Annotated in this window: 20 protein-coding genes; 9 read left to right on the forward strand and 11 right to left on the reverse strand. The window is 75.7% G+C overall.

Features of this window, described 5'->3' with window-relative positions:
• The first annotated feature begins 12 nt into the window (after window positions 1-12).
• On the forward strand, window positions 13-1,635 hold the full coding sequence (locus J3P29_RS14170) for a sensor histidine kinase (RefSeq protein ID WP_210494207.1): 1,623 nt from the start codon (window positions 13-15) through the stop codon (window positions 1,633-1,635).
• Window positions 1,632-2,312, forward strand: coding sequence for a response regulator (locus J3P29_RS14175; protein ID WP_210494210.1), 681 nt, complete (start codon window positions 1,632-1,634; stop codon window positions 2,310-2,312). The genes J3P29_RS14170 and J3P29_RS14175 overlap by 4 nt, the downstream gene beginning before the upstream one ends.
• 9 nt (window positions 2,313-2,321) lie before the next feature.
• Here the strand turns inward: J3P29_RS14175 and J3P29_RS14180 are convergent, their stop codons facing one another.
• From J3P29_RS14180 to J3P29_RS14195, 4 genes are all read right to left on the reverse strand, one after another.
• On the reverse strand, window positions 2,322-3,572 hold the full coding sequence (locus tag J3P29_RS14180) for a SufS family cysteine desulfurase (protein WP_210494212.1): 1,251 nt from the start codon (window positions 3,570-3,572) through the stop codon (window positions 2,322-2,324).
• 109 nt (window positions 3,573-3,681) lie between these two features.
• Window positions 3,682-4,518, reverse strand: a complete 837-nt coding sequence (locus J3P29_RS14185; protein WP_210495096.1) for an undecaprenyl-diphosphate phosphatase — start codon at window positions 4,516-4,518, stop codon at window positions 3,682-3,684.
• 84 nt (window positions 4,519-4,602) lie between these two features.
• The gene (sufC, locus tag J3P29_RS14190; protein ID WP_210494214.1) at window positions 4,603-5,388 is read right to left on the reverse strand and encodes a Fe-S cluster assembly ATPase SufC; all 786 of its coding nucleotides are present in this window, start codon (window positions 5,386-5,388) and stop codon (window positions 4,603-4,605) included.
• Between the two features lie 80 nt (window positions 5,389-5,468).
• Window positions 5,469-5,960: an Rrf2 family transcriptional regulator gene (locus tag J3P29_RS14195; protein ID WP_210494216.1), complete on the reverse strand. Its 492-nt coding sequence runs from the start codon at window positions 5,958-5,960 to the stop codon at window positions 5,469-5,471.
• A gap of 94 nt (window positions 5,961-6,054) precedes the next feature.
• Between J3P29_RS14195 and J3P29_RS14200 the strand changes: the two genes are divergently transcribed.
• Window positions 6,055-6,261, forward strand: a complete 207-nt coding sequence (locus J3P29_RS14200; protein ID WP_210494218.1) for a hypothetical protein — start codon at window positions 6,055-6,057, stop codon at window positions 6,259-6,261.
• 215 nt (window positions 6,262-6,476) lie between these two features.
• Here J3P29_RS14200 and J3P29_RS20825 read toward each other — a convergent pair whose 3' ends face one another.
• Together J3P29_RS20825 and J3P29_RS20830 are read right to left on the reverse strand one after the other, a co-directional pair.
• Window positions 6,477-8,834, reverse strand: a complete 2,358-nt coding sequence (locus tag J3P29_RS20825) for a bifunctional diguanylate cyclase/phosphodiesterase (protein ID WP_210494220.1) — start codon at window positions 8,832-8,834, stop codon at window positions 6,477-6,479.
• A gap of 116 nt (window positions 8,835-8,950) precedes the next feature.
• Window positions 8,951-10,057 carry a mechanosensitive ion channel family protein gene (locus J3P29_RS20830; RefSeq protein WP_210494223.1) on the reverse strand — a complete coding sequence of 369 codons (1,107 nt, stop codon included), beginning with the start codon at window positions 10,055-10,057 and terminating at the stop codon, window positions 8,951-8,953.
• Window positions 10,058-10,325: 268 nt separating this feature from the next.
• Between J3P29_RS20830 and J3P29_RS14215 the strand changes: the two genes are divergently transcribed.
• Window positions 10,326-11,723 (forward strand): DEAD/DEAH box helicase, encoded by a 1,398-nt coding sequence (locus J3P29_RS14215; protein ID WP_210494225.1) that lies wholly within the window; start codon window positions 10,326-10,328, stop codon window positions 11,721-11,723.
• Between the two features lie 713 nt (window positions 11,724-12,436).
• Entirely contained in the window at window positions 12,437-13,504 is a 1,068-nt protein-coding gene (locus J3P29_RS14220; protein WP_210494227.1) for a type IV toxin-antitoxin system AbiEi family antitoxin domain-containing protein, read from the forward strand.
• Window positions 13,505-13,935: 431 nt separating this feature from the next.
• On the opposite strand, the gene J3P29_RS14225 is transcribed toward J3P29_RS14220, so the two are convergent.
• Genes J3P29_RS14225 through J3P29_RS14235 form a run of 3 tightly spaced genes read right to left on the reverse strand, consistent with a single transcriptional unit; the run spans window position 13,936 to window position 17,152 of the window.
• Window positions 13,936-15,600, reverse strand: a complete 1,665-nt coding sequence (locus tag J3P29_RS14225; RefSeq protein ID WP_210494229.1) for a tripartite tricarboxylate transporter permease — start codon at window positions 15,598-15,600, stop codon at window positions 13,936-13,938.
• A 1-nt stretch (window position 15,601) separates the two neighbouring features.
• The gene (locus tag J3P29_RS14230; protein WP_210494232.1) at window positions 15,602-16,141 is read right to left on the reverse strand and encodes a tripartite tricarboxylate transporter TctB family protein; all 540 of its coding nucleotides are present in this window, start codon (window positions 16,139-16,141) and stop codon (window positions 15,602-15,604) included.
• Window positions 16,142-17,152, reverse strand: coding sequence for a tripartite tricarboxylate transporter substrate-binding protein (locus J3P29_RS14235; RefSeq protein WP_210494234.1), 1,011 nt, complete (start codon window positions 17,150-17,152; stop codon window positions 16,142-16,144).
• 162 nt (window positions 17,153-17,314) lie between these two features.
• Here J3P29_RS14235 and J3P29_RS14240 point away from each other — a divergent pair, with 162 nt between their 5' ends.
• Both J3P29_RS14240 and J3P29_RS14245 read left to right on the forward strand, forming a co-directional pair.
• Window positions 17,315-18,943, forward strand: a complete 1,629-nt coding sequence (locus tag J3P29_RS14240; RefSeq protein ID WP_210494236.1) for a sensor histidine kinase — start codon at window positions 17,315-17,317, stop codon at window positions 18,941-18,943.
• Entirely contained in the window at window positions 18,940-19,650 is a 711-nt protein-coding gene (locus J3P29_RS14245) for a response regulator (protein WP_210494238.1), read from the forward strand. Before J3P29_RS14240 ends, J3P29_RS14245 begins: the two co-directional genes overlap by 4 nt.
• A gap of 111 nt (window positions 19,651-19,761) precedes the next feature.
• On the opposite strand, the gene J3P29_RS14250 is transcribed toward J3P29_RS14245, so the two are convergent.
• A complete protein-coding gene (locus J3P29_RS14250; RefSeq protein ID WP_349239850.1) occupies window positions 19,762-22,773 on the reverse strand; it encodes an alpha/beta fold hydrolase in 3,012 nt (1,003 codons plus the stop codon).
• 190 nt (window positions 22,774-22,963) lie between these two features.
• Window positions 22,964-23,917 carry an alpha/beta fold hydrolase gene (locus J3P29_RS14255; RefSeq protein WP_246852178.1) on the reverse strand — a complete coding sequence of 318 codons (954 nt, stop codon included), beginning with the start codon at window positions 23,915-23,917 and terminating at the stop codon, window positions 22,964-22,966.
• Window positions 23,918-24,007: 90 nt separating this feature from the next.
• Between J3P29_RS14255 and J3P29_RS20835 the strand changes: the two genes are divergently transcribed.
• The gene (locus J3P29_RS20835) at window positions 24,008-25,417 is read left to right on the forward strand and encodes a methyl-accepting chemotaxis protein (RefSeq protein ID WP_210494244.1); all 1,410 of its coding nucleotides are present in this window, start codon (window positions 24,008-24,010) and stop codon (window positions 25,415-25,417) included.
• Window positions 25,414-25,812 (forward strand): chemotaxis protein CheW, encoded by a 399-nt coding sequence (locus J3P29_RS14265; RefSeq protein WP_210494247.1) that lies wholly within the window; start codon window positions 25,414-25,416, stop codon window positions 25,810-25,812. Before J3P29_RS20835 ends, J3P29_RS14265 begins: the two co-directional genes overlap by 4 nt.

A 25,812-nucleotide genomic window follows, 5' to 3' on the forward strand; every position in this document is an offset into this window, starting at 1 on the left:
CAGCATGGCGCCATGCCGCGGGTGCCGTCCCTCGACCGCAGCCTCGCCGGCCGGCTGCTGGCGCTGCAGCTCGTCGTCGTCGCCGTCGTCGTGGCCCTGGGCGCGACGATCGCCATCGTGACCGCGCGGCGCGCGACGTTCGACCGGCACCGCGACGAGACCCGCGCCGTGGCGCGGGTCCTGGCGATCGAGCCGTCCGTCCCGGCCGCGCTCGCCCGGCCCGACGCGAGCGCCGTCCTGCAGCCGCTGGCGGAGCGGCTGCGCCGCGCGACGGGCACGTCGTTCATCACGATCATGCGCCCCGACCGCACGCGCCTGACGCACCCCGACCCGCGCCGGATCGGCCGGCCGTTCGTGGGCCGCATCGGTCCGGCGCTCGCCGGTCGCACGTTCACGGAGCGCTACACGGGGACGCTCGGGCCGTCCGTGCGCACCGTCGCCCCGCTGCGCGACGCGCGCGGCCGGATCGTCGGGCTCGTCGCGGTCGGCGTCACGCTGGACCGCATCGGGGCGCTCGCGGCGCAGCAGGTGCCGGGGCTGCTGCTCCTGGCCGTCGGCGCGTTCGTGGTCGGCGGCACCCTGTCGCTGCTGCTGGCGCGCCGGATCAAGCGGCAGACGCTCGGCCTGGAGCCCGACCGCATCGCCGCGCTCTACCAGCACCACGACGCGACGCTCCACGGCATCCGCGAGGGCGTGCTCGTGACCGACCGCGACGGCCGGCTGGTGCTCGTCAACGACGAGGCGCGGCGGCTGCTGGGCCTGCGGGCCGAGGACGAGGGCCGGGCGGTGGACGCGCTGGGCCTGCCCGACGCCGTCGCCGGCCTGCTCGCGTCGCCGAACGCCCGCCGCGACGTGACCGTGGTGGTCGGCGACCGCGTGCTCGTGGCCAGCCACACCCCCACCGAGGTGGACGGCGCCGCGGTCGGCACGGTGACCACGCTGCGCGACCGCACCGAGCTGGACGCGCTCGGCCGCGAGCTCGACGCCGTCCGCGGCATGACGGACGCGCTGCGCGCCCAGGCCCACGAGGCCGCCAACCGGCTGCACACGATCGTCGGCCTCGTCGAGCTGGGCCGGACCGAGGACGCCGTGCGCTTCGGCTCCGACGAGGCGTCGTTCGCCTCGGACCTGCTGGGGTCGCTCGAGGCGCGGATCGACGAGCCGGCGCTCGTGGCGCTGCTGCTCGGCAAGGTCGCGGTGGCGCGCGAGCGCGGCGTCGCGCTCGTGGTCGACGACGACGCCGAACTGCCCGCCACCGGCGTGCCGGCGGCCGACCTGGTGACCGTCGTGGGCAACCTCGTCGACAACGCGATCGACGCCGCCGCGGCCGGGGCGCCCGGCGGCGGCGGCCGCGTCGAGGTGCTGCTCGGCGTCGTGGACGGCGAGGTCGTCATCGAGGTGCGCGACGACGGCCCCGGCCTGCCGCCCGGGCCGCCCGAGCGGCTCTTCCGCCCCGGCGTCTCGACGAAGCCGGCGGGCCCGGGCGGCCGCGGCGTCGGGCTGGCGCTCGTCGCCGGGGCCGCCGCCCGGCTCGGGGGCACGGCGACCGCGGAGGACCGGCCGGGCGGCGGCGCGCTCGTGCGCGTCCTGCTGCCGGTCCGGACGGGCGTCGCGTCGGGGAGCATGGAGGCATGAGCATCCGCACCCTCGTCGTCGACGACGACGCGCACGTCGCGGACGTCCACCGCGCGTACGTCGCGCGGATCGACGGCTTCGCGCCCGTCGGCGTGGTGCACCGGGGCGCGGAGGCGCTGGCCGCGGTCGCGGCCGGCGGGGTCGACCTGGTGCTTCTGGACCTGTACCTGCCCGACGGCCACGGCCTGGACGTCTGCCGCGCCCTGCGGCCGCCGGCCGGCGCCCGGACGGACGTGATCGCGGTCACCGCCGCGCGGGACGTCGCCACGGTGCACCGGGCGGTCGGCCAGGGCGTCGTGCAGTACCTGGTCAAGCCGTTCCCGTTCGCGACGTTCCGCGACAAGCTCGAGCGGTACGCGGCGTTCCGCGCCGGCGTGACGGGCCGACGCGAGGCCGACCAGGCCGAGGTCGACGCGCTGCTCGGCGAGCTGCGGGCTCCCTCGGCGGCGCCGGCGCTGCCGAAGGGCCTCTCGCGCCCCACGTACGACCTGGTCGCCGGGGCGCTGCAGGCCGCCGACGGGGAGCGCTCCGCCGTCGAGATCGCCGAGGCCTGCGGCGTCTCGCGCGTCACCGCGCGGCGCTACCTGGAGCACCTCGTCGGCGAGGGCCGCGCCGAGCTGTCCATGCGCTACGGCAGCTCGGGGCGCCCCGAGCACCGCTACGCCTGGACGCGCTGAACGGCGCGCTCAGCCGAAGATGCGCTGCGCCTCGGCCAGCGCGTCGGCGAGCGCGTCGATCTCCTCGCGCGTCGTGTGCGCGGCGTAGCTGGCGCGCGTCGTCGCCGGGATGCCGATCGCGCGGTGCAGCGGCTCGGCGCAGTGCTGGCCGGCGCGCACGCAGACCTCGCGGCGGGCGACGATCTCGGCGACGTCGTGCGGGTGCACCCCGTCGACGACGAACGCCGTCAGCGCGCCCCGCTCCGCGGCGTCCCGCGGACCCACCAGGCGGATCCCGTCCATCGCGCCCAGGCGGTCCAGGGCGTAGGCGGTGATGGCCTCCTCGTGGGCGTGGATCGCGGCCATGCCGCCGACCGCGTCCACCCAGTCGCAGGCGGCGGCCAGGCCGACGGCCTCGATGATCGGCGGCGTGCCGGCCTCGAAGCGCTGGACGCCCGTGGCGAACGACGTCTCGTGGAAGTCGACGATGTTGATCATGTCGCCGCCCGTCAGGAACGGCGGCATGTCGGCGAGCAGCTCGGCGCGCACGTGCAGCACGCCGATGCCGGTCGGGCCGTAGAGCTTGTGGCCCGTCCAGCCGTAGAAGTCGGCGCCGAGCGCCCCCACGTCGACCGGCTGCTGCGGGACGGCCTGCGCGCCGTCCACGAGGACGCGCGCGCCCTGCGCGTGGGCCCGGCGCACGACCTCCTCGACGGGGTTGCGGGTGCCGAGCACGTTCGAGACGTGCGCGATCGCGACCAGCTTGACGCGGCCGCCGGCCAGGAAGCCGTCGAGCTGGTCCAGGTCGATGCGGCCCTGCTCGTCGACCTCGAGGTAGCGCAGCGTGGCGCCGACGCGTCGGCACAGCTGCTGCCACGGCACGAGGTTGGCGTGGTGCTCCATCTGCGAGATGACGATCTCGTCGCCCGCGCCCACGTTCTGGGCCGCCCACGAGTGCGCCACCAGGTTGATCGCCTCGGTGACGCTCTTCGTGATGATCGTCTCGCGCGGCGTCGAGCCGACGAACGCGGCGATCCGCGCGCGGGCGGCGTTGTACGCCGTGTCCGCCTCGACCGCGAGCCGGTGCACGCCGCGGTGGACGTTGGCGAAGTGCAGGCCGCCGAACTCGTGCATCGCGTCGAGCACGGGCCGCGGCTTCTGCGCGCTGGCGCCGCTGTCCAGGTAGACGATCCCCTCGGGCCGGTCGAGGTACGCGAACTGGGCGCGGACCGCGGCGACGTCGAGCGTGGCGGGACTGCTGGGAGCGGCGACGTCGGACATCTCCCGAAATCCTACTCCGCCGGACGGAGAACCCCGGGGAGCGCGGTCACAGGCGCAGCGCTCCCAGCGCGCGCGGTCGGCCCCAGGGCGGCCGGCCGTGGCGGGCGCGCTACGTGGCGGAGATCGCGCCCGTGCCGACGAGCACGAGCACGGCGGTGCCGAGCGCCAGGCGGTAGCCGATGAAGACGCCCAGGCCGTGCCGCGCGACGAACTTCAGCAGCCACGCGACGGCGACGTAGCCGACGACGAAGCTGACGAAGGTGGCGACGAGCGTCGGCCCCCAGCCCACGCCGTTGGCGATGTTGTCGAACTCGGAGACCGCCTGGAGCAGCGTCGCGCCGGCGAGCGCCGGGATCGCCAGGAAGAACGACAGGCGGGTGGCCGCGACGCGGTCGATGCCCAGCAGGAGTCCGGCGGAGATCGTCGCGCCCGACCGCGAGATGCCCGGGATCAGCGCCAGGCACTGCGCCAGGCCGATCGTGAGCGTGTCCCGCAGCCGGACGTCGCCCTCGGGACGCCGCTGGGTGCCGACCCGGTCGGCGAACCACATCACGCCCGACCACAGGATGAGCGCGCACCCGACGAACCACAGGCTGCGGAGCGTCGTCTCGATCTGGTCCTTGAACGCCAGGCCGATGATCCCGATGGGGATCGAGCCGGCCAGGATCGCGAGGGCGAAGCGGAAGTCCGCCGTGCGCCGCTCCCCCGGCGACCGCAGGCCGCGGAGGAACGCGCCGACGAGCCGGGCGATGTCCTTGCGCAGGTACAGGACGGTCGCCAGGACCGCCCCGATCTGGATGATGGCCGTGAAGGCCGTCACGTCCGGGTCGTCGATGGAGTAGCCGAGGAGCTTCTCCGTGATCGTCAGGTGCCCGGTGCTCGAGACGGGGAGGAACTCGGTGAGCCCCTCGATCGCCCCGAGCAGGATGGCCTCCCACAGGTGCATGCCGGCAGTCACGCCCCGGGATGCTGCCGGGTCGGCCGGCGGCGCGCGCCGCGGGTGCGGACGCGCCAGCCGGGCCGGGCGGGGTCAGACGCCGGCGGTCGAGGCGCCGGCGGCCGCGGCCTCCTCGCGGATGGCCTTGTAGCCGTGCTCCTCGATCTCGGTGACGAGCTCCGGGCCCGCCTCCTTGACGATCCGGCCGTCGACCAGGATCGACACGCGGTCCGGCTTGATCAGGTGCAGGATGCGCTGGTAGTGCGTGATGATGAGCGCGCCCATGCCGGTCTCCGCCTTCACGGCGTTGACGGCCTCCGAGACGATGTTGAGGGCGTCGACGTCGAGGCCGGAGTCGGTCTCGTCCAGGATCGCGACGTCGGGCCGCTGGAGCGCGAGCTGCAGCATCTCCAGGCGCTTCTTCTCGCCGCCCGAGAAGCCGTCGTTGAGGTAGCGCGAGCCGAACTCCTTGGGCACGTTCGTGCGCGCCATCTCGCCCTCGACGAGCTTGCGGAAGTCCTTGAGCGAGATCTCGCCCTCGCCGCGCTCCTCGCGGTGCGCGTTGAGCACCATGCGCAGGTACTTCACGATCGTCACGCCCGGGATGGCGACGGGGTACTGGAAGGCCATGAAGAGGCCCTTGCGCGCCCGCTCGTCCGGGTCGAGCTCGGTGATGTCCTCGCCCTTCCAGAAGATCTGCCCCTCGGTCACCTCGAGCTGCGGGTTGCCCATGATGACGTTCGCGAGCGTCGACTTGCCGGAGCCGTTCGGGCCCATGAGCGCGTGGATCTCGCCGCGGTTCACGGTCAGGTCGAGGCCCTTGAGGATCTGCTTCTCCCCGACTCGGGCGTGCAGGTTCTTGATCTCGAGGTCAGCCATGGAGGGTTCCGGGGTCGTGGTGGGAGTTCGGGGGACGGCGCCGGCGGGCCGCCGAGGGCTCGGCGGACGCGCGGCGGCGTCTAGACCGCGGCGGGGCGGCGCTCGGCGGCGCCGGTCCCGACCGGGTCGGGCGGGGTCTGGAAGGTGACGAGCTCGGCGAGCGTCGTCTGCTGCAGGGCGCGGTGCACGCCGCCCTGGACGCGAGTCCACAGGAGCTTCGTGGCGCAGCCCGTGCCGCTGTCCTCCAGGTGGGAGCACAGCACGCGGTCGCCGTCCGCCTCGCGGTCGTCGACGAAGCAGGACATCGGGGCGACGGCGCCCTCGAGCGCCAGGATGACCTCGTCCATGCGGATCTGGTCCGCCGGACGCGCCAGGCGGTAGCCGCCGTGGGCGCCGCGCGTGCTGGCGACGAGCCCGGCGCGGCGGAGGAGCGCGACGATGCGCTCCAGGTACGCGAGCGGCAGCCGCTCCGTCTCGGCCACGGACTTCAGGGAGACGGGCTCGTCCCCCGGCAGCTCGCCCAGCCGGACCATCAGCCGGACGCCGTACTCGGCCTTGGTCGTGAAGATCACGGCCTCAAAGCCTACCAGCGCGGTCGGAGTGGCCGGTCGGCGTCGCGCGGGCGGGCCGGGGCGCGTCCCCGCGAGCGGCTATGCTGGACGGGTCATGACCCTGCTCGCCGCCGCCACCAGCGCCTCGACCTACACGTTCTGGCTCCTGTTCCTCTGGGTCGTGATCATCCCGCTGTTCGCGGTCGTCCCGATCTGGTTCGCGATCGCGCAGACCCGGGGCGAGCACCGCGAGAACCTGGCCTACCAGCGCGGCGAGCGCGTCGACGCCAACGACGCCGACGTCCCGGTCGTCGACGCCTGAGCGGACGCCGCTCCCCCCTGCCCCGCCGCCGCGCGGGGCACCGCCACGGGCCCCGTTCGGGGCCCGTCGTCGTTCGGGGCGCGCGGCCGGGCGGCGCGGACGTCGGGCCGCGCTCGGGCGCCGGCGCTCCCCGTCGGCGTCGGGACGCCCCCGGCCGTCGGGGCGCGGACGCCGTCCCGCCCCGTGGCGGCGACCCCGGGCGGCGCGAGGCGACGCTAGCGGCGCGGGGTGCGCCGCACGAGCGGGCGTCCGCCGCGCTCGGTGACGAACGCCGCGGCGCGCTGCGGGGCGCCCAGGTACCAGCCCTGCCCGATCGGCACGCCCAGGTCCCGCACGATCTCGAGCTGGCTCTGCCGCTCGATGCCCTCGGCGACGATCTCCAGCTCGAGCTGCTCGGCGATCGAGACGAGCGCCTTGACCATGACGCGGTCGTCGCCGCCCCGCTCGCCGTCGATGTTCTCGAGGAACGAGCGGTCGATCTTCACCACCGCGCCCGGGATGCGGCGCAGCTGCCGCAGCGACGACGCGCCGATGCCGAAGTCGTCGATGGCCACCCGCACGCCCAGGCCCTGGATGTTCTCGAGGACGGTGATCGTGCGGTCGTCGACGAGGATGTCCTCGGTGACCTCCAGGCACAGCCGAGCGGGCGCGAGCCCCTGGGTCTCCAGCGTCTGCCGGACCGTCGCCACGAGCTTGGAGTCGTGGATCTGCCGCGGCGACAGGTTCACCGACACGATCAGGCCGGGGATCGCCACCGCCGCGGCACACGCCTCGGCCAGGATGACGTCGCCGAGCGGCACGATCATGCCGCTCTCCTCGGCCACCGGCAGGAAGCGTCCGGGCAGCACCATCCCCTTCTCGGGATGGCGCCAGCGGACGAGCGCCTCGGCGCCCCACAGGCGGTCCTCGTCGAGCAGCGCGAGCGGCTGCAGGTGGACCTCGAACTGCGAGTCCGGCGCCGCGAGCGCGCGCCGCAGGTCCTGCTCGACCTCCATGCGCACCTCGGACCGCTGCCGCAGGTCCTCCTCGAAGACCTCGATGCGCGCCCGTCCGCCCGACTTCGCCTCGAACATCGCGATGTCGGCCTCGCGCACCATCGCCTCGCCGACGTCCAGCCGGGTCGCGATCGTGACGCCGGCCGACGCCGTGACGACGATCTCGCCGCCGTCGTCGAGCGGGATCGGGCGCTCGATGGCGTCCAGGGCGTCCTGGGCCCGGGCGAGCACCCCGGCCGGCTCGCCGACGCCGGGGAGCAGCAGCACGAACTCGTCGCCGGCGAACCGCGCGGCGTCGGCGCCGTCGGCGGCCACCACCGTGCGCAGGCGTTCAGCGACCGCCCGCAGGACCGCGTCGCCGGCGGCGTGGCCGAGGGTGTCGTTGACGCCCTTGAAGCGGTCGACGTCGATGAAGACGAGGCCCACGGAGCACAGGCGGCCCTCCTCCTGCTGCGCCCGCATGCCGTCGAGGCGACGGATCAGGCCCGTGCGGTTGAGGAGGCCGGTCAGCTCGTCGTGCGCGGCACGGTGCTCGAGGCCCCGCACCGTCGCGGTCAGGCGGTCCGTCAGGGCGACGTTCTCGCTCAGCGTGAGCACGTGGCGCAGGCCGAGCAGGGCGATGATGACCGCGGCGCCGACGACCACCTCGGGCTCGAGGTCGCCGCGGACGGCCGCGCTGACGAGCACCGCCGCGACCGGGATGACGAAGAAGTACGGCATCGCGCTCCACCACCACCAGGTGTGGCGCGGACGCTCCTCGGTCGCGCCGCCGACCGGGATCCACACCGCGGCCGCCAGCGAGGCGATGCCCAGCGCCCAGCACGCCTCGCTCGCCGAGAGCTCGGGGATGCCGGGCGGCAGGAACTCGAACCCGCGCAGCGCGTCGCCGACCATCAGCCAGCAGAGCCCGACGACCGCCGCGAGCACGTTCCGCCGCAGCGGCACGGAGACGCGGAGCATCGCCATCAGCCCGAGCGCGATGGCGATCGTGTCGAGCGCCAGGTACGCGATCGCCATCGACGGCGCGCCCTGCGGACCGTAGTGCGCCTCGCTCAGCGGCTGGAGCGCCAGGTACCAGACCACGACGGACACGCCGCAGCCGATCAGCACGCCGTCGAGGACCAGGCGGGTGCCCTCGACGAACCCGCGCACCGGTCGCGAGAGCAGCAGCACCCCGCACGCCGCGAGCGGCCCCGCCAGCAGCTGCGGCAGGTTCTGCGCGACGTCGCCCTTGAAGTGCCCGGCGAGGGCGGGGTCGTCGGTCAGGAGGACCAGCGAGCCGACGGCCATGACGCCGGCCGCCCCGAGGAACGAGAACGCCGCCCACTCCCGTCGGGCCGTCGCGACCCGGACCGTGAAGCGCAGGCCGACGAAGCCGACCACGACGAGGAGCCCCTCGAAGACCCGCAGCCAGGGCCCGGTCACCGCGCCCTGGGCGTCGACGGGCTCGACCGCGACGGCGGCCACGGCCGCGGCCGCCAGGACCGCGACGAGGACGAGCCCGATCGTCGACCGGCGGACCGTCCCGACGACGGGATCGTGCTGCGGCGTGGAAGGGGCGGAGCGCTCGGTCGGCACGCTGCCCGCATCGTACGGGCTGGAGCGGCCCGCGAGGGCGGCGTGGACGGATCGGTCCGGCCGGCGCCCGCGCGCGCCGCGTGCCGACGCGGCCGGCCCTCCCGCGGCGCCGCGGATCAGACGCTCGGCAGCGCCTCGCCGGCGGGCGCCTCGGCGACCGGCATCCGCAGGCCTTCCTCGGCGAACGCCTTCAGCATCGCCTCGCGCAGCTGGCGCGTCACGCGCCACTGCTGGGACGGCGTCGTCTTGATGACGAGCCGGATCGTGACGCCGTTGGCGTTCAGGGCCTGCACGCCCCACACCTCCGGCGGCTCGAGCACGCTGGGGTCGTGCTCGCGGATCTTCTCGGCCACCCGCGCGATCACGGCCTTGGCCTTCGCCACGTCCGTGTCGTGCGTGATCGGCACGTCGAGCACCGCCCGGGACCAGTGCTGGCTCTGGTTGCCGACGGCGCGCATCTCGCCATTGGGTACGTGCCAGACCGTGCCGTCGAGCGCGCGCAGGCGGGTGTTGCGCAGGCTGAGCGCCTCCACCGTGCCGAGCACCGGCTCGCCCGCCGCGGACTTCGGCCGGAACGTGATCTCGTCGCCGACGCCGTACTGGTCCTCGACGAGGATGAAGATGCCGGAGAGGAAGTCCGCGACGAGGGTCTGCGCGCCGAAGCCGAGCGCGACGCCGAGCACGCCGGCGCCGGCGAGCAGCGGACCGACGTCGACGCCGATCTGGCCGAGGGCCATGAACACCGCCGTCGTGTAGACGAAGACGGAGACCAGGCTCTTCATGATCCCCAGCACCGCCTCGCGGCGCTGGGTCCCGCGGACGCTGATCTCCTGCGTCTCGAGCAGCGCGGCCGGGGTGATCCGCCGGACCGCCGACAGGCCCCGCGAGATCCGGCTCGTGCCGACGCGCCGGCCGAGCTTGACGACGAGGCGCCGCAGCAGGCGGTTGACGATCCAGGCGACGACGAAGATCAGCAGGATCGACAGGCCGCCGGTGAGGAGCCAGTGGACCGCCTCGGCCGCGTAGCGGTTCCACGTGTCCTGCGTGGAGCCGACCGTGCCGTCGTAGATGCTGCGGCAGGCGCTGGACTGCCAGGTGCCCTCGTCGCCGCACACCCGGTCGAGGCGGTTGGCCGCGCTGCGCGCGATGCGGGCCTTCTCCTCGTCGGTCAGGTTCTCGGCGGCCGCGGCCAGGACGGGCGCGAAGGTCGAAGCGAGACTCACGGTCTCGACCGTAACGAAGCCGCCGCGCGAAGCGCTCCCGTGGCCATGCGCACGCACGGACGCCGTCGCCCCGGTAGACTCCATCGACGGTGTCGCTTCCGGCGCCGCGGGCCGTGCGTCCGCGTCCCCGGTCCGCACCACGTTCCTGCGTTCTCTCTCGCGCGACCCCGCCCCTCGTCGGACGGGTCCTCGCGGCCGGAAGCTGAGCGCTCCCCCGGCCGCCTGCCTCCCCGAGAGGTCGAGCGCCACGACCTCCCCGAGGAGTTCCATGACCCAGAAGACCTTCGCCGAGCTCGGCGTGTCGAACGCCGTCGTCACCGCGCTGCAGGAGAACGGGATGGAGTCGCCGTTCGCCGTCCAGGAGCTCGCGCTCCCCGACGCGCTGGCCGGCCGCGACATCCTCGTGTCCTCCCCCACCGGCTCCGGCAAGACGATCGCCTTCGGCGTCGCGCTCGTCGAGGGCGTCGAGGCGACGGACCCGCGCCCGAGCGCGCTCGTCCTCGTCCCGACCCGCGAGCTCGCGACGCAGATCGTCGACGAGATCCGCGAGCTGGCGCACTCCCGCGCGCTCGCCATCACCGCCGTCTTCGGCGGCGCCGGCATCGAGAAGCAGGCCAAGCTGGCCTCGCGCTCGCACATCCTCGTCGCGACCCCCGGCCGCCTGGAGGACCTGCTGCAGCGCGGCTCCGTCTCGCTGGCCGAGGTGAAGATGCTCGTCCTGGACGAGGCCGACCGCATGCTCGACATGGGCTTCCAGCCCGCCGTGAAGCGCATCGTGTCGCGCACCCGCAGCGACCGCCAGACCCTCTTCCTGTCCGCCACGCTCGACGGCCGCGTCGGCGAGATCGCCCGCGCCTACACGCGCGACCCGAAGCTCATCGAGTACACGCCGCCCCAGCAGGACCAGGGCAAGATCGTCCACCACTTCCGCCGCGTCACCCGCGACGAGAAGATCGAGCACCTCGTCGAGCACCTGCGCGACGCGGAGCGCGGCCTGACCGTCGTCTTCGTGAAGACGAAGTTCGGCGCCGACAAGGTCGTCCGCAAGCTGAAGGCCGCCAGCGTCGACGCCGTCGCGCTGCACGGCAACCGCTCGCAGGCCCAGCGCCGCAAGGCCCTCGCCGCCTTCGAGCAGGGCGAGGTCACCACGCTCGTCGCCACCGACGTCGCGGCGCGCGGCCTGGACGTCGAGGGCGTCACGCACGTCCTGCAGTACGACATCCCGGTCGACATGGAGACGTACACGCACCGCGTCGGCCGCACCGGCCGCGCAGGCCGCTCGGGCATCGGCGTCACGTTCGTCGAGCCCGAGGAGGAGCTGGACATGGGCGTCATGGGCCGCGACCTCGAGCTGCACGAGGAGCTGGGCCGCGCCGGCCTGCGCGTCGCGCAGCCGGGCGAGAAGGGCCCCGGCGTCCAGCGCAAGCAGGCGCCGCGCCAGCCGCGCCCGGGCCGCGAGGGCGGTCAGGGCGGCGGCGGCCGCGGGCCCCAGGGCGGCGGCCGCCGCGCCGGCCAGAGCCGCTCGGACCACCCGGGCGGCGGCCGCGGCGACGGCCAGGGCGGCCGCGGCCGATCCCGCGGCGAGGGCGGCCGCGGCGGCCACGGCCAGGGCGGGCGCTCCGGCGGCCGGTCCGGCGGCCGCCAGGGCGGCCGCGGCGGGCGGTAGGGCGGCCGCGGCGGGCGGTAGGGCGGCTGGGCGGCGCGGGCGGGCGGGCCGACGGCGCCGGCCGCGGGGCCTGCGGCAGGGCGGTGGGGCCGGCGGCACGGCCGAGAGGCCAGCGGCGCCCCACGCCGCACGAGGGAGACGCGCGAACGGCGCGGCGCAGCGCGCCGCGCCGTTCGCGTTCTGGGGTGGGGTCGTGTTCCGGATCGCCACGCTGGGGCCGTGGTGATCCGGGGCGCGTTGACGGAGGGGTGCGCGGGGCGGCTCGCGGGAGCGTCGTGTTCCGGATCACCGCCGTCTGGCCGGGGTTATCCGGGCGAGGTCGGCGGGTGGTGCGCGGCCCGCGTCGTGTTCCGGATCGCCACCGTCTGGCCGGGGTGATCCGGGCGGGGGTGGCGAGCCGGGCGACCGACATCGCGTTCCGGATCGCCACCTTCTCCCTCTGGCCGGGGTGATCCGGGTCAGGTTGGCGGGGTGATGTCCAGCCCGCATGGTGTTCCGGACCACCATCCTTTCGCCGGGGTGATCCCGACAGCGCCGACGGGTTGGTGCCGCAGCTTCGGGGCCGCGTTCCCCATCCGCGCTCCGATGCGGCGCCACCTCCACGAACCTCCCGCCGCGGGCGGCCGGCTGGCGACGAGTTCGCTGCTGAACCCGCACACGATCGGCACAGTCGGACTCCCACGCTCCACGCCGAGCCCCGCAGACTCGTCGCCATGTCCTCGCCCCCGCACGCCACGCCGTTCCTGGCGGCGGCCGCGCAGTCCGGAGCCACCGTTCTCCCGCGCGACTGGGATCGCGTGGTGGCTGATCTGGCGGGGGCGCAGCACGGCGTCGTAGCGCGTCGGCAGCTTCTCGACCTCGGGATGAGCCATGCGGCCATCGACCACCGGATTCGTCGTGGCCGCCTGCACGTCCTCTTCCCCGGCGTCTACGCGGTCGGGCACACCCGCCTCGCGCCGGCCGGTCGCACCATGGCCGCCGTGCTCGCCGGCGGCCCCGGCGCCGCGGCGAGCCATCGCTCGGCGGCCGCGCTCTGGGGGCTGCTCGACGGCGAGCAGCAACGAGTGTCCGTGGCCGTGCTCCGGACCGGAACACCGCGCGCCGGGGTGCGGTGGCACCGGGTGCGGCAATGGGACGAGCGCGACCGGGCCACCGTCGCCGGCATCCCCGTGACGTCGCCCGCGCGCACGGCGCTCGACCTGGCGCCCCGGTCGAGCGACCGCACGCTCGACCGTCTGCTCCGACGGATGGAAGATCTGCGGCTCTTCGATCTGCGTGAGCTCGAGCGGGTCATGCGACGCCGCGCGCCCGGGGTCGGCCGGCTGCGGCAGGCGGTCGCGGCCATGACCATCGGCCCCGCCGCAGCCCTGCGCACGAAGGCCGAGCTGGAGCGGCGCTTCCTCGAGCTGCTGGTCGGCGAGGCCTTGGCGCTGCCGGCCACCAACGTCCTGGTCGCGACGCCGTGGGCGACGCACGAGGTCGACGCGTTCTGGGCCGCGCAACGGCTCGTCATCGAGCTCGACGGGTGGGAGACGCACCGCGACCGCGAGGCGTTCCGCCGGGACCACCGGCGCACGGCCGACCTGACGGCGGCCGGCTTCCGCGAGGTGCGCCTGACGTGGGAGCAGGTCGTGGACCAGCCGGCCGGCACGGCGGAGCGCCTGCGGCAGCTCGTCCCGCCGGCGGCCGCCAACTCGACGGCCACGCGTGGGGCGGTCGGTGGGCAGGACGACGCGGTCGGCCGGTCCGCCCCGCGACGTGCCCGATCCTCGCCGCGCTGACCACTGCATCGCGGTCGCGCCCACGCGAACGTGCTCGGTGACTCGGAGGACGCACCGCACGGCTCTTCTCGTCGCCGTCCGCCGGAGGCCGCGACGGCTGCGAACGCCTCCCGCTGCCTGGTCGTGCTCCGGATCACCTGGGCGCTGTCGAGGCGATCCGGGATCGAATGGCTGGTCGGTTGGCGGCCTGGTCGTGCTCCGGATCAGCTCGGCGCTGCCGGGGTGATCCGGGAGCGGTTGGCTGGTCGGCGGGGGGCGTCGTGCGCCGGATCGCCCGCCTCCTGCCGCGGCGATCCGGCAAGCGACGCCGGGGGCGTTCGGCACGCGATGCCGACGGCGGGCCGCGTCCCGCCGCGCGCCGCCCGCTCCTCTGCTGCCGCCGCGCGAGCCGGGCGGCGGCGCCACCCGGCGCCGGCCGCCCGCCCCCTCCCTCAGTCCTCCTCGCCGAACACCAGCTTCCGCCCGTCCCGGCGCCCGCGCAGGCGGGCCACGATCGCCGGCAGGTACGGCATCAGCAGCGCCACGACCGCCACGAGCAGCAGCACGATCGTCAGCGGGCGCGAGACGAAGACGGACAGGTCGCCGCCCGAGCCGACGAGGGCGCGGCGGCCCTGGACCTCCATCACCGGGCCAAGGATGACGCCCAGGATCACCGGGGCGACGGGGAAGTCGTAGCGGCGCATGAAGAACCCGAGGACGCCGATGACGTACATCACCAGCACCTCGACCGTGCTGCCCGACAGCGAGTAGACGCCGAGGGTGGCGAAGGCCAGGATCCCGGCGTAGAGCAGCGGCCGCGGCACCTCGAGGACCTTCACCCACACGCGGATCAGCGGCAGGTTGAGGAGCAGGAGCAGCACGTTGCCGACGTAGAGCGACGCGATCAGCGTCCACACGAGATCGCTGTTGGTGTCGAAGAGCTCCGGCCCCGGCTGCAGGTTGAAGATCTGGAACGCCGCGAGCATGATCGCCGCCGTCGCCGACGTCGGGATGCCCAGCGTCAGCAGCGGCACGAGGGTGCCGGAGAAGGAGGCGTTGTTCGCGGCCTCCGGCCCGGCGACGCCCTCGATGGCGCCCTTGCCGAACTCGTCGGGGTGCTTCGTCAGCCGCTTCTCCGTCGCGTACGAGAGGAACGTCGGCACCTCGGCGCCGCCCGCCGGCAGGGCGCCGAACGGGAAGCCGATCGCCGCGCCGCGCAGCCACGGCTTCCACGACCGGCGCACGTCCTGGCGCGTCATCCAGGGGTTGCGGCGGCGTCGACCGGCGCGCCCCCTGGCGGACGGCCCTGTGCCGTCGTCGGCCGCGTCGCGCGCATCGCCGTCCCCGGCCTGGCCGTCGGCCCCCGGGTCGATGATCTCCTCCTCGTCGGCCCCGCCCGACCGCAGCTTCGCCGCCATGTGGAGCGCCTCGCCGACGGCGAACAGGCCGACGGCGACGATCACGATGTCGACGCCGTTGCCGAGCTGGTCGACGCCGAACGTCAGACGCGACTGGCCCGTGAGCTGGTCGATGCCGACGACGCCGATGAGGATGCCGAGGGCGAGCGAGATCAGGCCGCGGATCATCGACCGCGCGACGAGGGTGGTGACGGACGCGAACGCGATCAGCGCCAGCGCGAAGTAGTCCTCCGGCCGGAACTTCACCGCCAGGTCCGCCACGGGGCGCGCGACGAGGGTCAGCAGGACGATGCCGATCGTGCCGGCGACGAACGAGCCGATCGCGGCGGTGGCCAGCGCCGCCCGTGCGCGGCCTCTCCGGGCCATCTGGTGGCCCTCGATCGCGGTGGCGACCGACGAGCTCTCGCCCGGGGTGTTCAGCAGGATCGACGTCGTCGACCCGCCGTACATGCCGCCGGCGTAGATCCCCGCGAAGAGGATGAACGCGCCGGTCGGGTCGGAGAAGTTGAAGGTCAGCGGCAGCAGCAGCGCGATGGTCAGCGCCGGACCGATGCCCGGGAGCACGCCGACGAGGGTGCCCAGGGTGACGCCGGCCGCCGCGAGCAGCAGGTTCTGGACGGTCAGGACGTTGCCGAAGCCGTCGAGCAGGTTGGCGGCCAGGACCGGGTCGGTCAGGCCGTGCAGGAGCGCGAGGTCCATCTCAGATCCCCCACGGGCCGGCCGGCAGGCGGACGCCGAGCCAGCGCGAGAACGCGTAGCCCACGCCGACGCCCAGGGCGACGGCGACGATGGCGTCGCGGCCCGGGCTGCGGCTGCCGAGCAGCCACGAGACGAGCCAGACGAAGACGGTCGTCGCGAGCGCGTAGCCGAGCGTGCCGAGCAGCAGCGCGTAGCCGACGAGCGCCGCGAGCAGCGCGCCGGGCGTGGGCCAGTGCGTGGCCTCGGCCTCGTTCGCGGCGAAGCGGGCCAGGTCGACGTCGGGCCGCCAGACCGTCCGCAGCAGGTAGAGCAGCGACAGGACGATGAGCGCGACGGAGCCGATGAGCGGCGCCATGCGCGGCCCCTCGAGCGACCAGCCGAGCTCGGCGGAGTGGATCGCGGTCGTCGCCACGAGCGACGCGACGCCGAGCGCCAGCAGGACGACGCCCACGAGGCGCGGCCCTGCCCACGGGACGTGCCGCTCGTGGACCACGCCGCGCGCCGGCTCCGTGGTGGTGGTGTGCAGGCCGTCGGTGCTCATCTACTCCCCCAGTCCGAGGTCGGAGACGACCTGGTGCACGCGCGCACCCTCGGTCGCGAAGAAGCGGTCCAGCTGCGGACCGGTGCGCACGAACGGCGCCCAGTCGAAGCGCTTCAGGTTCGCCCGCCACGCCGGCGTGCCCAGCACGCGGCGCACGTACGCCGTGACCTTCGCGCGCTGCTCGGCGCTGATCCCCGGCGGCGCGACGATGCCGCGCCAGTTCGTCAGCTCCAGGTCGATGCCCTGCTGCCTGAGCGTCCGCGGGCGCTTCCCGTCGACCGTCACGTTCGACGGCGACGACACGGCCAGCAGCCGCATCTTCCCCGCCTCGACCTGCGCGGTGAACTCCGAGATGCCGGAGACGCCGACGTCGACGGCGCCCGAGAGGATCGCGGTGTTGGCCTCGCCGCCGCCGGAGTGCGCGATGTACTTCGTGCGCTTCGGGTCCGCGCCGATCGTGCGGGCGAGCTCGCCCACGAGCAGCTGGTCGGTGCCGCCCGCCGAGCCGCCGGCCCAGCGGATCGAGCCCGGATCCCGCTTGAGCCGGGCGACCAGGTCGTCGAGCGTGCGGATCGGCGAGCTGGCCGGCACCACGATCGCCTCGGTCTCCGTCGTCAGGGTCGCGATCGGCGTGACGTCGTCGAGCGTCGCCGCGGAGCGGTTCGTCTCGATCGCGCCCATCATCACCAGGCCCATGACCATGAGCTGGTACGGGTCGCCGTCGTTCTTCGTCACGAGCTGCGACAGCCCGAGCGTGCCGCCGGCGCCCGTCACGTTGTAGACGTCCGCGCCCGGGCCGTCGGGGAACGCCTCGCGGATCGTGGACTGCAGCGCCCGCGCGGTCGAGTCCCAGCCGCCGCCGGGGTCGGCCGGGGCCATGATCGAGATGCGCCGGTCGGGGTACGGCCCGTCGTCGTCGCCGCCGACGGTCCCGCCGGGGGCCACGGCCGCGATCAGGCAGAGGACGACCAGCACGCCGCCGATCGCCCACCGCATGGTGGTCTGTCTCACGCCTTCTCCTCTCGTGGCGCAGGGGCCGTCGGCCGCCGTGCGCTCTCTCCGACGCCGACCGTAGGCGCGTGACCGTCGTCACGCAACGGTTGCGCGCGCTGCGCGCGAATTGCGCGCAACGCGCGTTCTGCGCGTTCTGCTCACGCATGGGAGGATCGGCGGGTGCGCCGGCCCCGCCGCCTCTCCTCGCAGCTCCTGCGCGTCCAGCTCGCCATCCTCGTCGCGACGGTGCTGCTCGGCTTCGGCCTGGCCCTCGTCTCGACCCAGCGCCGGCTGGACGACGACTACCAGCAGCGGGCGCTGGCGGTGGCGCGGAGCGTGGCGGCGACGCCCGAGATCGCCGCCGCCGTCGCCCGCGGCGACCGCTCCGGCGTGGTGCAGCGCCGCGCCGAGGCCGTCCGCCGCGCCACGGGCACGACCTTCGTCGTCGTGACGGACGACCGCGGCATCCGTCTGGCCCACCCGGACCCGCGGCGCCTGGGGCAGCGGGTCAGCACGGACCCGTCCGGGGCCCTGCGCGGGGACACCGTCCTGGCGGTCGAGCGCGGCACGCTCGGCCGCTCCGCGCGGGCCAAGGTGCCCCTGCGCGCCGGCGGCCGGATCGTCGGAGAGGTCTCCGTCGGCATCCACGAGCGGGCGCTGCACCGCGAGCTGCGCGCGATCGCCCCGGCCCTGGCGCTGTACCTGAGCGGGGCGCTCGTCGTCGGCGCGCTCGCGTCGGCCCTGCTGGCGCGGCGACTCAAGCGGCAGACGTTCGGCCTGGAGCTGGACGAGCTCGCCGGCCTGCTGCAGGAGCACGAGGCGATCCTCCACGGCATCCGCGAGGGCGTGATCGTCGTCGACCCGCGCGGCCGACTGCGGCTGATCACCGCCGAGGCGACGCGTCTGACCGGATTGTCCGGCGACGACCGGGGGCGCACGGTCGAGGAGGCCGTCCCCGCGGGACCGCTGGCCGACCTGCTCGCCGGCCGCACGGGCGGCCAGGACGAGCTGCTCGTCCACGGCGACCGCGTCGTGGTCGCCAACCGGATGGCCGTGCGGCGCGACGACCGCGACCTGGGCGCCGTGGTGACCCTGCGCGACCGCACCGAGCTCGACGCGCTGGTGCGCGAGCTCGACAGCGTGCGCGGCCTGGCCGACGCCATGCGCGCGCAGGCGCACGAGTTCTCGGGCCGGCTGCACGCGCTCGCGGGCCTGCTGGACCTGGGCCACGCCGACGAAGCGCGCGCGTTCATCGCCGAGGTCGCGCGCACGGACGTCGGGCTGCGCCGCGACATCACCGCCCGCGTCGGCGACCCGCGCGTCGCGGCGCTGCTCGCCGCCAAGTCGGCCGTCGCCGCCGAGCGCGGCGTGCGGCTGACCGTCGACCCGGCCACGGACGTGCCCGACGCGCTCGTCGACCCGCGCGAGGTCCTCACCGTCCTGGGCAACCTGCTCGACAACGCGATCGACGCCGCGGCCGACGCGCCGCCGGCGGACGGCGAGCCCACGGTGGTGGCGTGCCTGACCGCCGAGGCGGACGGCCTGCTGCTGTGGGTGCGCGACACCGGGGCCGGCGTGCCGGCCGGCGACCGCGGCGCCGTCTTCGCCGCGGGGTGGTCGACGAAGGCCGCCGAGGGCCGCGGCGTCGGCCTGTCGCTCGTCCGGCAGCTCGTCGCGCGGCGCGGCGGCGACGTCGCCGTCGAGGACCCCGAGGACGGCCGCGGCGGCGCGCTCTTCACCGTCTGGCTGCCCGGCGCGGTCCGCGCCGCGCCGGACGCCCCCACCCCACCGACCCGGAGCGACGCATGATCGACGTGCTCGTCGTCGACGACGACTTCCGCGTGGCCGCGGTCCACGCCGAGCACGTCGGGCGGGTGCCGGGCCTGCGGGTCGTCGCCCAGGCCCACGGCGCCGCGGCCGCCCTCGACGCCGCCGCCCGGCACCGGCCCGGGCTCGTCCTCCTCGACCGCTACCTGCCCGACGCGGACGGCATCGACGTGCTGCGCCGCCTGCGCGCCCAGGCGGCGCCGCCGGACGTGCTCATGCTGACCGCCGCGCGCGACCGGCCCTCCGTCGCCGCCGCCCTGCGCGCCGGGGCCCTGCACTACCTGCTCAAGCCCGTCGACTTCGCCGCCCTGCGGGCGCACCTGGCGGCGTACGTGCGCCTGCAGGCGGCGCTCGACGGCCGCGGCGACCTGGACCAGCGCGCGATCGACCGGCTCGTCGCCCTGCGCGCCGGCGACGACCGCGCCCCGCGGCGGGACGGCGACGGCGACCTGCCGCCGACGGCCCGGCGCATCCTCGACGCGCTCACCGCCGCGGCCGACGCGCTGTCCGCCGCCGGGGTCGCCGAGGCGGTGGGCATCAGCCGGGCGACGGCCCAGCGCCACCTGTCCGCGCTGGCCCGCGACGGAGCGGTCGCGCTGGACCTGCGCTACGGCGCCACCGGTCGGCCCGAGCACCTGTACCGCCCGGCCGCCGGCCCGGACGACGGAGGCGCCGCGCGCCCCGGCTGACGGCGCCGCCCGCCGGCGGCCGAGAGCCCCACGGCCGCCGGCCCGGCCCGCCGACCGGCGCGCGCCGCGGCCCGCGGGGGCGCGAACCGGCCCGGCCCGCCGGGCGCCCGCTCAGTCCGCGGCGGCGACCTGCTCCTCGCCGACCAGCCGGCGCCGCTCCGCGTCCGTCAGGGCGACGTACGTGCCGCGCTCGCGGTCGAGCACCCACGCGCGCGCGGGCCGCCCGGGCCGCGGGACGCCGGCCGCCCGCAGCGGGCCGACCATCGGGCGGAACCACGTCGTGACGGGGATCTCGTCGACGACGTGCACGACGTCGGGCCGGCAGCCCGCGTCCAGACCAGAGAGGGCGCCCGTCAGGTCCTGGGCCCGCAGCTCGTGGCCGCCCCGAACCGTCACGGCGGCGACGGCCAGCGGCGCGCCGTCCGCCCCGTCGAGCGGGTAGACGACGGACAGGTCGATCGCCGGCAGCAGCCCGAGCGCGTCGTGCACCGGGAAGGCGTAGACCACGCCGCGGTCCGTGCGGATCGCCGCCGCCGCGTGGTCCACGAGCCACCAGTCCCCCTGGTCGTCGACCCGGAACAGGTCGCCGGTGCTGTGCCACGCGTCGCCGCGCCGGAAGACGCCGCGCAGGGGCGTGCCGGGCAGCGTCTCGGCGCCCCCGCGCGCCCGGGCGAGCAGCATCCCGACCTCGCCCGCCTCGGCCGGCAGCACGAACCCGTCGGGCCCTTCGAGCAGCGTCTCGGTCGCCGGATCCCAGCGCGCCAGCCGCACGTCGGCGGATCCGGGCAGCCGCCGCCCCTTCGACCCGGGGCGCGAGGTGACGTTGGCGAGCACCGCGTCGCCCTCGGTCGACGCGTAGAACTCGACGACCCGCGCCCGGCCGGCGGGGTGGCCAGGCGTCGCGCTCGTCCCGCCGCCGAAGCGGTCGAGCACCCGCAGCCACAGCCCGCGCGGCATGCCGGAGCCGATGAACAGCCGCACGGGGTGGTGCGCCTCGGCGGGGTGCGCCGGCGCCTCCGTCAGCTCGCGCAGCATCGTCCACGTGTACGACACCGCGGTGACGCCGTAGCGCCGGACCTCGTCCCAGAACGTCGAGGCGTCGAAGGCGCGCGCCAGCGCGATCCGGGCGCCCGAGGCGACGGCGCCGCCGACGCTCGTCAGCAGGCCGGAGGGGTGGTGCAGCGGGGTTACGGCGTACACCGTGTCGGCGCGCGACAGGGACGCCGCCGCGGCGGTGCCGAACGCCGAGAGCGCCCAGCGGTGGTTCGTCACCCGCTTCGCCCGCGTCGCGTCGCCCTCCCCCGAGAAGACGACGAAGGCCAGGTCGGCCGCCCGGCCCGGGTTGGGCCGGTACCAGGCCGGCAGCCGCACCGCGTCGGGATCGATGCGCTCCATGTCGACGATCCCGGGACCCAGGTCGCGCGGGTCCGCGCCGCCGCCGAGGACGAGCACCTCGATCCCGAGCGCGTCGACGGCCCCCCGCGCCTGCTCCGGGTCCGCGACGACCACCTCGACGCCCCCCAGCTCGGCCTCGCGCGCCAGGTCGCCCCCCGGGCGCATCAGCACGGCCACGGCCCCCAGGCGCGAGAGCGCGGCCACGACCGTCAGGCCGCTCGGGCGGGAGCCCATGAGCACGCCGACGTGCTGGCCCTGGCGGACCCCCAGGCTGACGAGCCCGCGCACCACCGAGTCGATGCGGTGCTTCGCCGCCGCGTGCGTGTGGGCGCGGTCCGCGAAGAGGAACAGCACGTCGTCGGGCGCGCGGCGCGCCTGCTCGTCGAGCAGCGACCCGAGCGAGATCCGCGTGTGCGGTCCGATCTGCTCCAGGCGGACGATCCGCGGCAGCTGCGACGCGGCCTCGCTCGCGATCCCGAGGACGCCGCGGGCCGAGCGCCGCGCGCTGCGCGACAGCGTGCGGGTCAGCCCCACGCCGGCGGACGTCGCCAGCCCGACCGACTGCAGCACCGCGGGCGCGCGCGGGTCGTCGTCGCCGTCGTCGGCGATCGGGTGCAGGCCGTCGGGCGGAGGCGCCGCCGGGTCGCCGGCCTCGACCCAGCGGATCCAGTCGCGGACGGCCGGCAGCGTGACCTCGCCGGCGGCGGAGCCGACGATCATCCCGAAGTGCCCCGACGGCACCGGCAGCTCGTACGCGACCGTCCGCGGGGTCGCCCGCTGGATCGCCCGCACGGACGCGCGCCGGGCGATCGTGTCCGCGTCGCCGGAGAAGGCCAGGATCGGGCACGTCAGGTCGGCGAGCGTCACCAGCCGCCCCTCGATGACGAAGCCGCCCGAGATCATCCGGTTGTGGACGACGAACTGCCGCAGCAGCTCGGCGATCGCCGGCCCGGACCACGCGACGAAGCCCTCCCCCTCGAGGAAGCGGCGCTGGCCCTCGCGGGAGAGCAGCGCCTCGCGGTCGCCCAGGCGGCGGACGAAGTCGATCCGCTGGCGCAGGGTCTTGACGGGGTCGAGCGCGCGGAAGACCGCGCTGCTGGCCCACGCCGGCAGAGCCCGGTCGTCGAAGACGCGCTCGGCCAGCACGTGCGCCAGCCCGGGCGCGAGCCCGCCGGGGATGCCGAACGGCAGCGCGGACGAGAAGTCGACGGGGCTGCCGAACGTGACGATGCTCCCGACGCCGGCGCTGCGGCGGTACGCGGCGGCCTGGTAGCAGAACATGCCGCCCTGGCTGTACCCGGTCAGGTGCACGTCGCGCCCCGTCGCCCGGCGGACGCGGTCGATGGCGTCGCTCACCGCGAGGACGTGGTCGGTGAGCGTGCGCTCCAGGCCGCCCTCCTCGTGCTCCGGCGCGCCGAAGTCGACGACCCACGGGTCCATCCCCAGCCGGTGCAGCTCCGTGACGGCGCTCGCCCGCGGGGACACGTCGTAGACCTCGGCCGCGAGCATCATCGGGGGGATGAGCAGCACGACGGGCGCGTCGTCGGCGCGGCGGCTGTCGGGGAAGTAGCGGCGCAGGCGGTAGATGCGCTGCTCGGTGACGACCTCGAACGGCGCCGGGCGATCGCCCGTCTGCAGCCCGCCGAGGAGCAGGACCTCGAGGGCGTTCTGCGCCACGGCCCCGAGCCGGTTCGCGCGGCGGCCCACCGCGGCCGGCAGCAGGCTCACGCCGCGGCCTCCGTCGAGCCGTCCGCTCCGCGTCCCACGTCCATCGCCATCCTCGACCCCATCGCTCCGGGCGAACCTACACCGCCCCCGACCGTCGCGGGGCGCCTCTCTCGCCGCGCGCGCAGGCGCGGCCACGGGCACCACCGCCCGTGGCCGCGCCGGCCGAACCTACCGACGGTAGCGTGCGGCGTCAACGGCCCGCGACGGCCTCGCGGTGCACCTCGGCGTCCGCGGGCGGCGGCGCGTCGCCCTCCGCCGTGGCCACCGCCTCGCGGATCCAGCGGGCCGCCAGGTCGGGGTGCAGGAGCGGCAACCAGTGCGTCGCGTCCGCGCGCCGCAGCCACAGCTCGGGCATCCGGCCCGGCAGGTCGGCGTACAGGTGGGGCGAGAGCGCGACGTCGCGCAGCGTGATGCCGACCTGCACGAGCGGCACCTCCACCCGGTCGTAGCGGGGCCGCAGGAAACGCTCCAGGACGTTGCGCCGGTAGAGGCGGATCCCGGCGATGCCGTCCTGCGTCACCGTCGGCGCCGGATGGCCGGCGGGCGGCCGCTCCCCCTCCGTCCGCGCGAACACGGCGGGCCAGTGATCGCCCACCCACAGCCGCCACGCGAGCGGCGCCAGGAAGGGCACGTGGAAGGCGGCGATGTACCAGGACTTCGCCGCCTGCTTCAGCGTCTGCGCCGGACGCGGACGACGACCCGGTCGGGGCCGCTGCCCGACGAGGTCCAGGCTGGGACCGGCGATGGCGGTGAACGACGCCAGGCGCTCGCGGACCCCGGGGCGCGCCGCGGCCTCCCACCCCTGCAGGGCCCCCCAGTCGTGGCCGACGAGGTGGACGGGACGGTCGGGCGACACGGCGTCGGCGACCGCGCGGACGTCCTCCGCCAGGTGCCGCAGCGCGTAGGGCGCCAGGCCGCCCGGCCGGTCGCTCTCTCCCGCGCCGCGGACGTCGTAGGCGACGACGTGCAGGTCGCCCTCCAGCCGGGCGATCACCCGCTCCCACAGTGCCGAGGTGTCCGGGTAGCCGTGGACGAGCAGCACGGTCGGGCGCGCGGGGTCGCCGTGCTCCCGCACGGCGAGCGTCGTCCCGTCCGCGCTGCGCACGCGGCGACGGGTGGGGACCGTGGGGGCGTCGGCGACCATCCCGGGCACGCTACCGACGGTAGGGCGCCGCGTCACGGGCGGGCGCGTGCACCTGAAGTCCGGCGCCCGGCGGCCGATTAGCATGGGACCGTGCTCCGCCGCCTCCCCGGACCATCCCGCACCGTGGCCCTGACCGGCGTCGTCGTGGTCGTCCTCCTCGCCGTCACGGTCGTCGTCGCGGTCACGCGGTTCAGCGCGGCGGAGGACCAGTACGACCGCGTCGCGCGCCAGACCGAGACGCAGCGGATCCTCGTCTCGCTCCAGCGCAACCTGCTCGAGCGGCTCCAGTACTCCACGACGTACATCCAGGAGGGCGACCCGCAGGCGTTCCGCAGCCTGCGGGCCGCGCAGGACCGGTTCGCGCCCCTGCTGGACGAGCTCGAGGCCCGGGGCGACATCGAGGGCGACGAGGCGCGCGCCGTCGAGGCGATCCGCGAGGCCAACGCGGTGGCGATCAACTCGCGCCGCGCCGCGCTGAACAGCCTGAAGGGCCGCAGCGACGACGCCCTGCTGCGGCGCTCGCAGGGCGACGTCCGCCGCCTGCGCCAGCAGGTCCAGGCGTTCTCCGACGACGAGGCGGGCGAGGTGCCCGCGGTCATCGCGAAGGCGCGGGACAACGGGCGACAGGCCCGGCAGGCCACGATCGCGATCTCCGTCCTGGTGGCGCTCGTGATCGTCGTGCTGCTGACGTACGTCGTGCGGCTGCTCGCCCGCCTGTTCGACCGGGTCGGGCGCACCGCGCGGTCCCTCAGCGGCGCGACGCTCGAGATGCGCACCGCCACGCAGCAGTCCGCCGCCGCCACGAGCGAGCAGTCCGCGGCGATCGCCGAGCTGGCGGCGACGGTCGACGAGCTCTCCGCCACCGCCGCGTCGGTGGCGGCGGGCGCGCAGACCAGCGCGAGCGCCGCCGACCAGACGGTGCAGACCATGGAGGAGATGCGCGAGCAGGTGAGCGCCATCGCCGAGCGGTCGCTGGAGCTCGGTCAGGCGAGCCAGGAGATCGGCGAGATCCTCGACCTGCTCAACGAGATCGCCGAGCGCACCGACCTGCTCGCGCTGAACGCCGCGATCGAGGCCGCCCGCGCGGGCGAGGCGGGCCGCGGCTTCGCCGTGGTCGCGGGCGAGGTGCGCAAGCTGGCCGAGCGGTCGTCCCGCTCCACCGAGTCGATCAAGCAGATCGTCGGCCGGGTGCAGGACGGCACGAACGCCACGATCCTCGCCACGGAGCAGGGCACGAAGAAGGCGGACCTGATCGCCGACCTGATGCACTCGTCGATCCCCGAGCTGGCGGAGAGCCTGGAGGCGACGGAGCAGCAGCGGGACGCCGCCGAGCAGGTCGCCGCGGCGCTGCAGGAGATCCGCGGCGCCGTCGAGCAGCTCTCCGCGGAGCAGGCGGCGCGACTGGAGACCACCGCGCGCGTGGAGCAGCTCGCCGCCGACCTCGACGGGCTGCTCGAGCGCAACGGCGTGGTCGTCGACCCCGAGCACCGGTCGTCGTGAGCCCCCACCTGCGGGTCCGCGTCGGCCGGGAGCACTACGCGCTGCCGATCGAGGCGGTTCGCGAGGTGGAGCTGCTGGGCGAGCCGACCCCCGTCCCGGGCGCCGGCCCGCACGTCGCGGGCGTCCGCGCCCTGCGCGGCGAGCTGCTGCCGGTGCTGCGCCTGGCCGGGATGCTCGGCGTGGCCGGGGACGCCCCGGCGCGCATCGTCGTCGTGGAGGAGGGCGGGCGGCGCGCTGGCCTGGCCGTCGACGCGATCGACGACATCGAGACGGTGCCGGCCGGCGAGCTGGCCCCCGCGTCGTCGCCGCTGACGAGCGGCGCGCTCGTCGGCGGCGAGCACCTGATCGGCGTCCTCGACGTGCGCGCGACCCTGGACGCGGCGACGGGCGGCTGA

This window comes from Patulibacter sp. SYSU D01012 (assembly GCF_017916475.1).
GTDB lineage: Bacteria > Actinomycetota > Thermoleophilia > Solirubrobacterales > Solirubrobacteraceae > Patulibacter.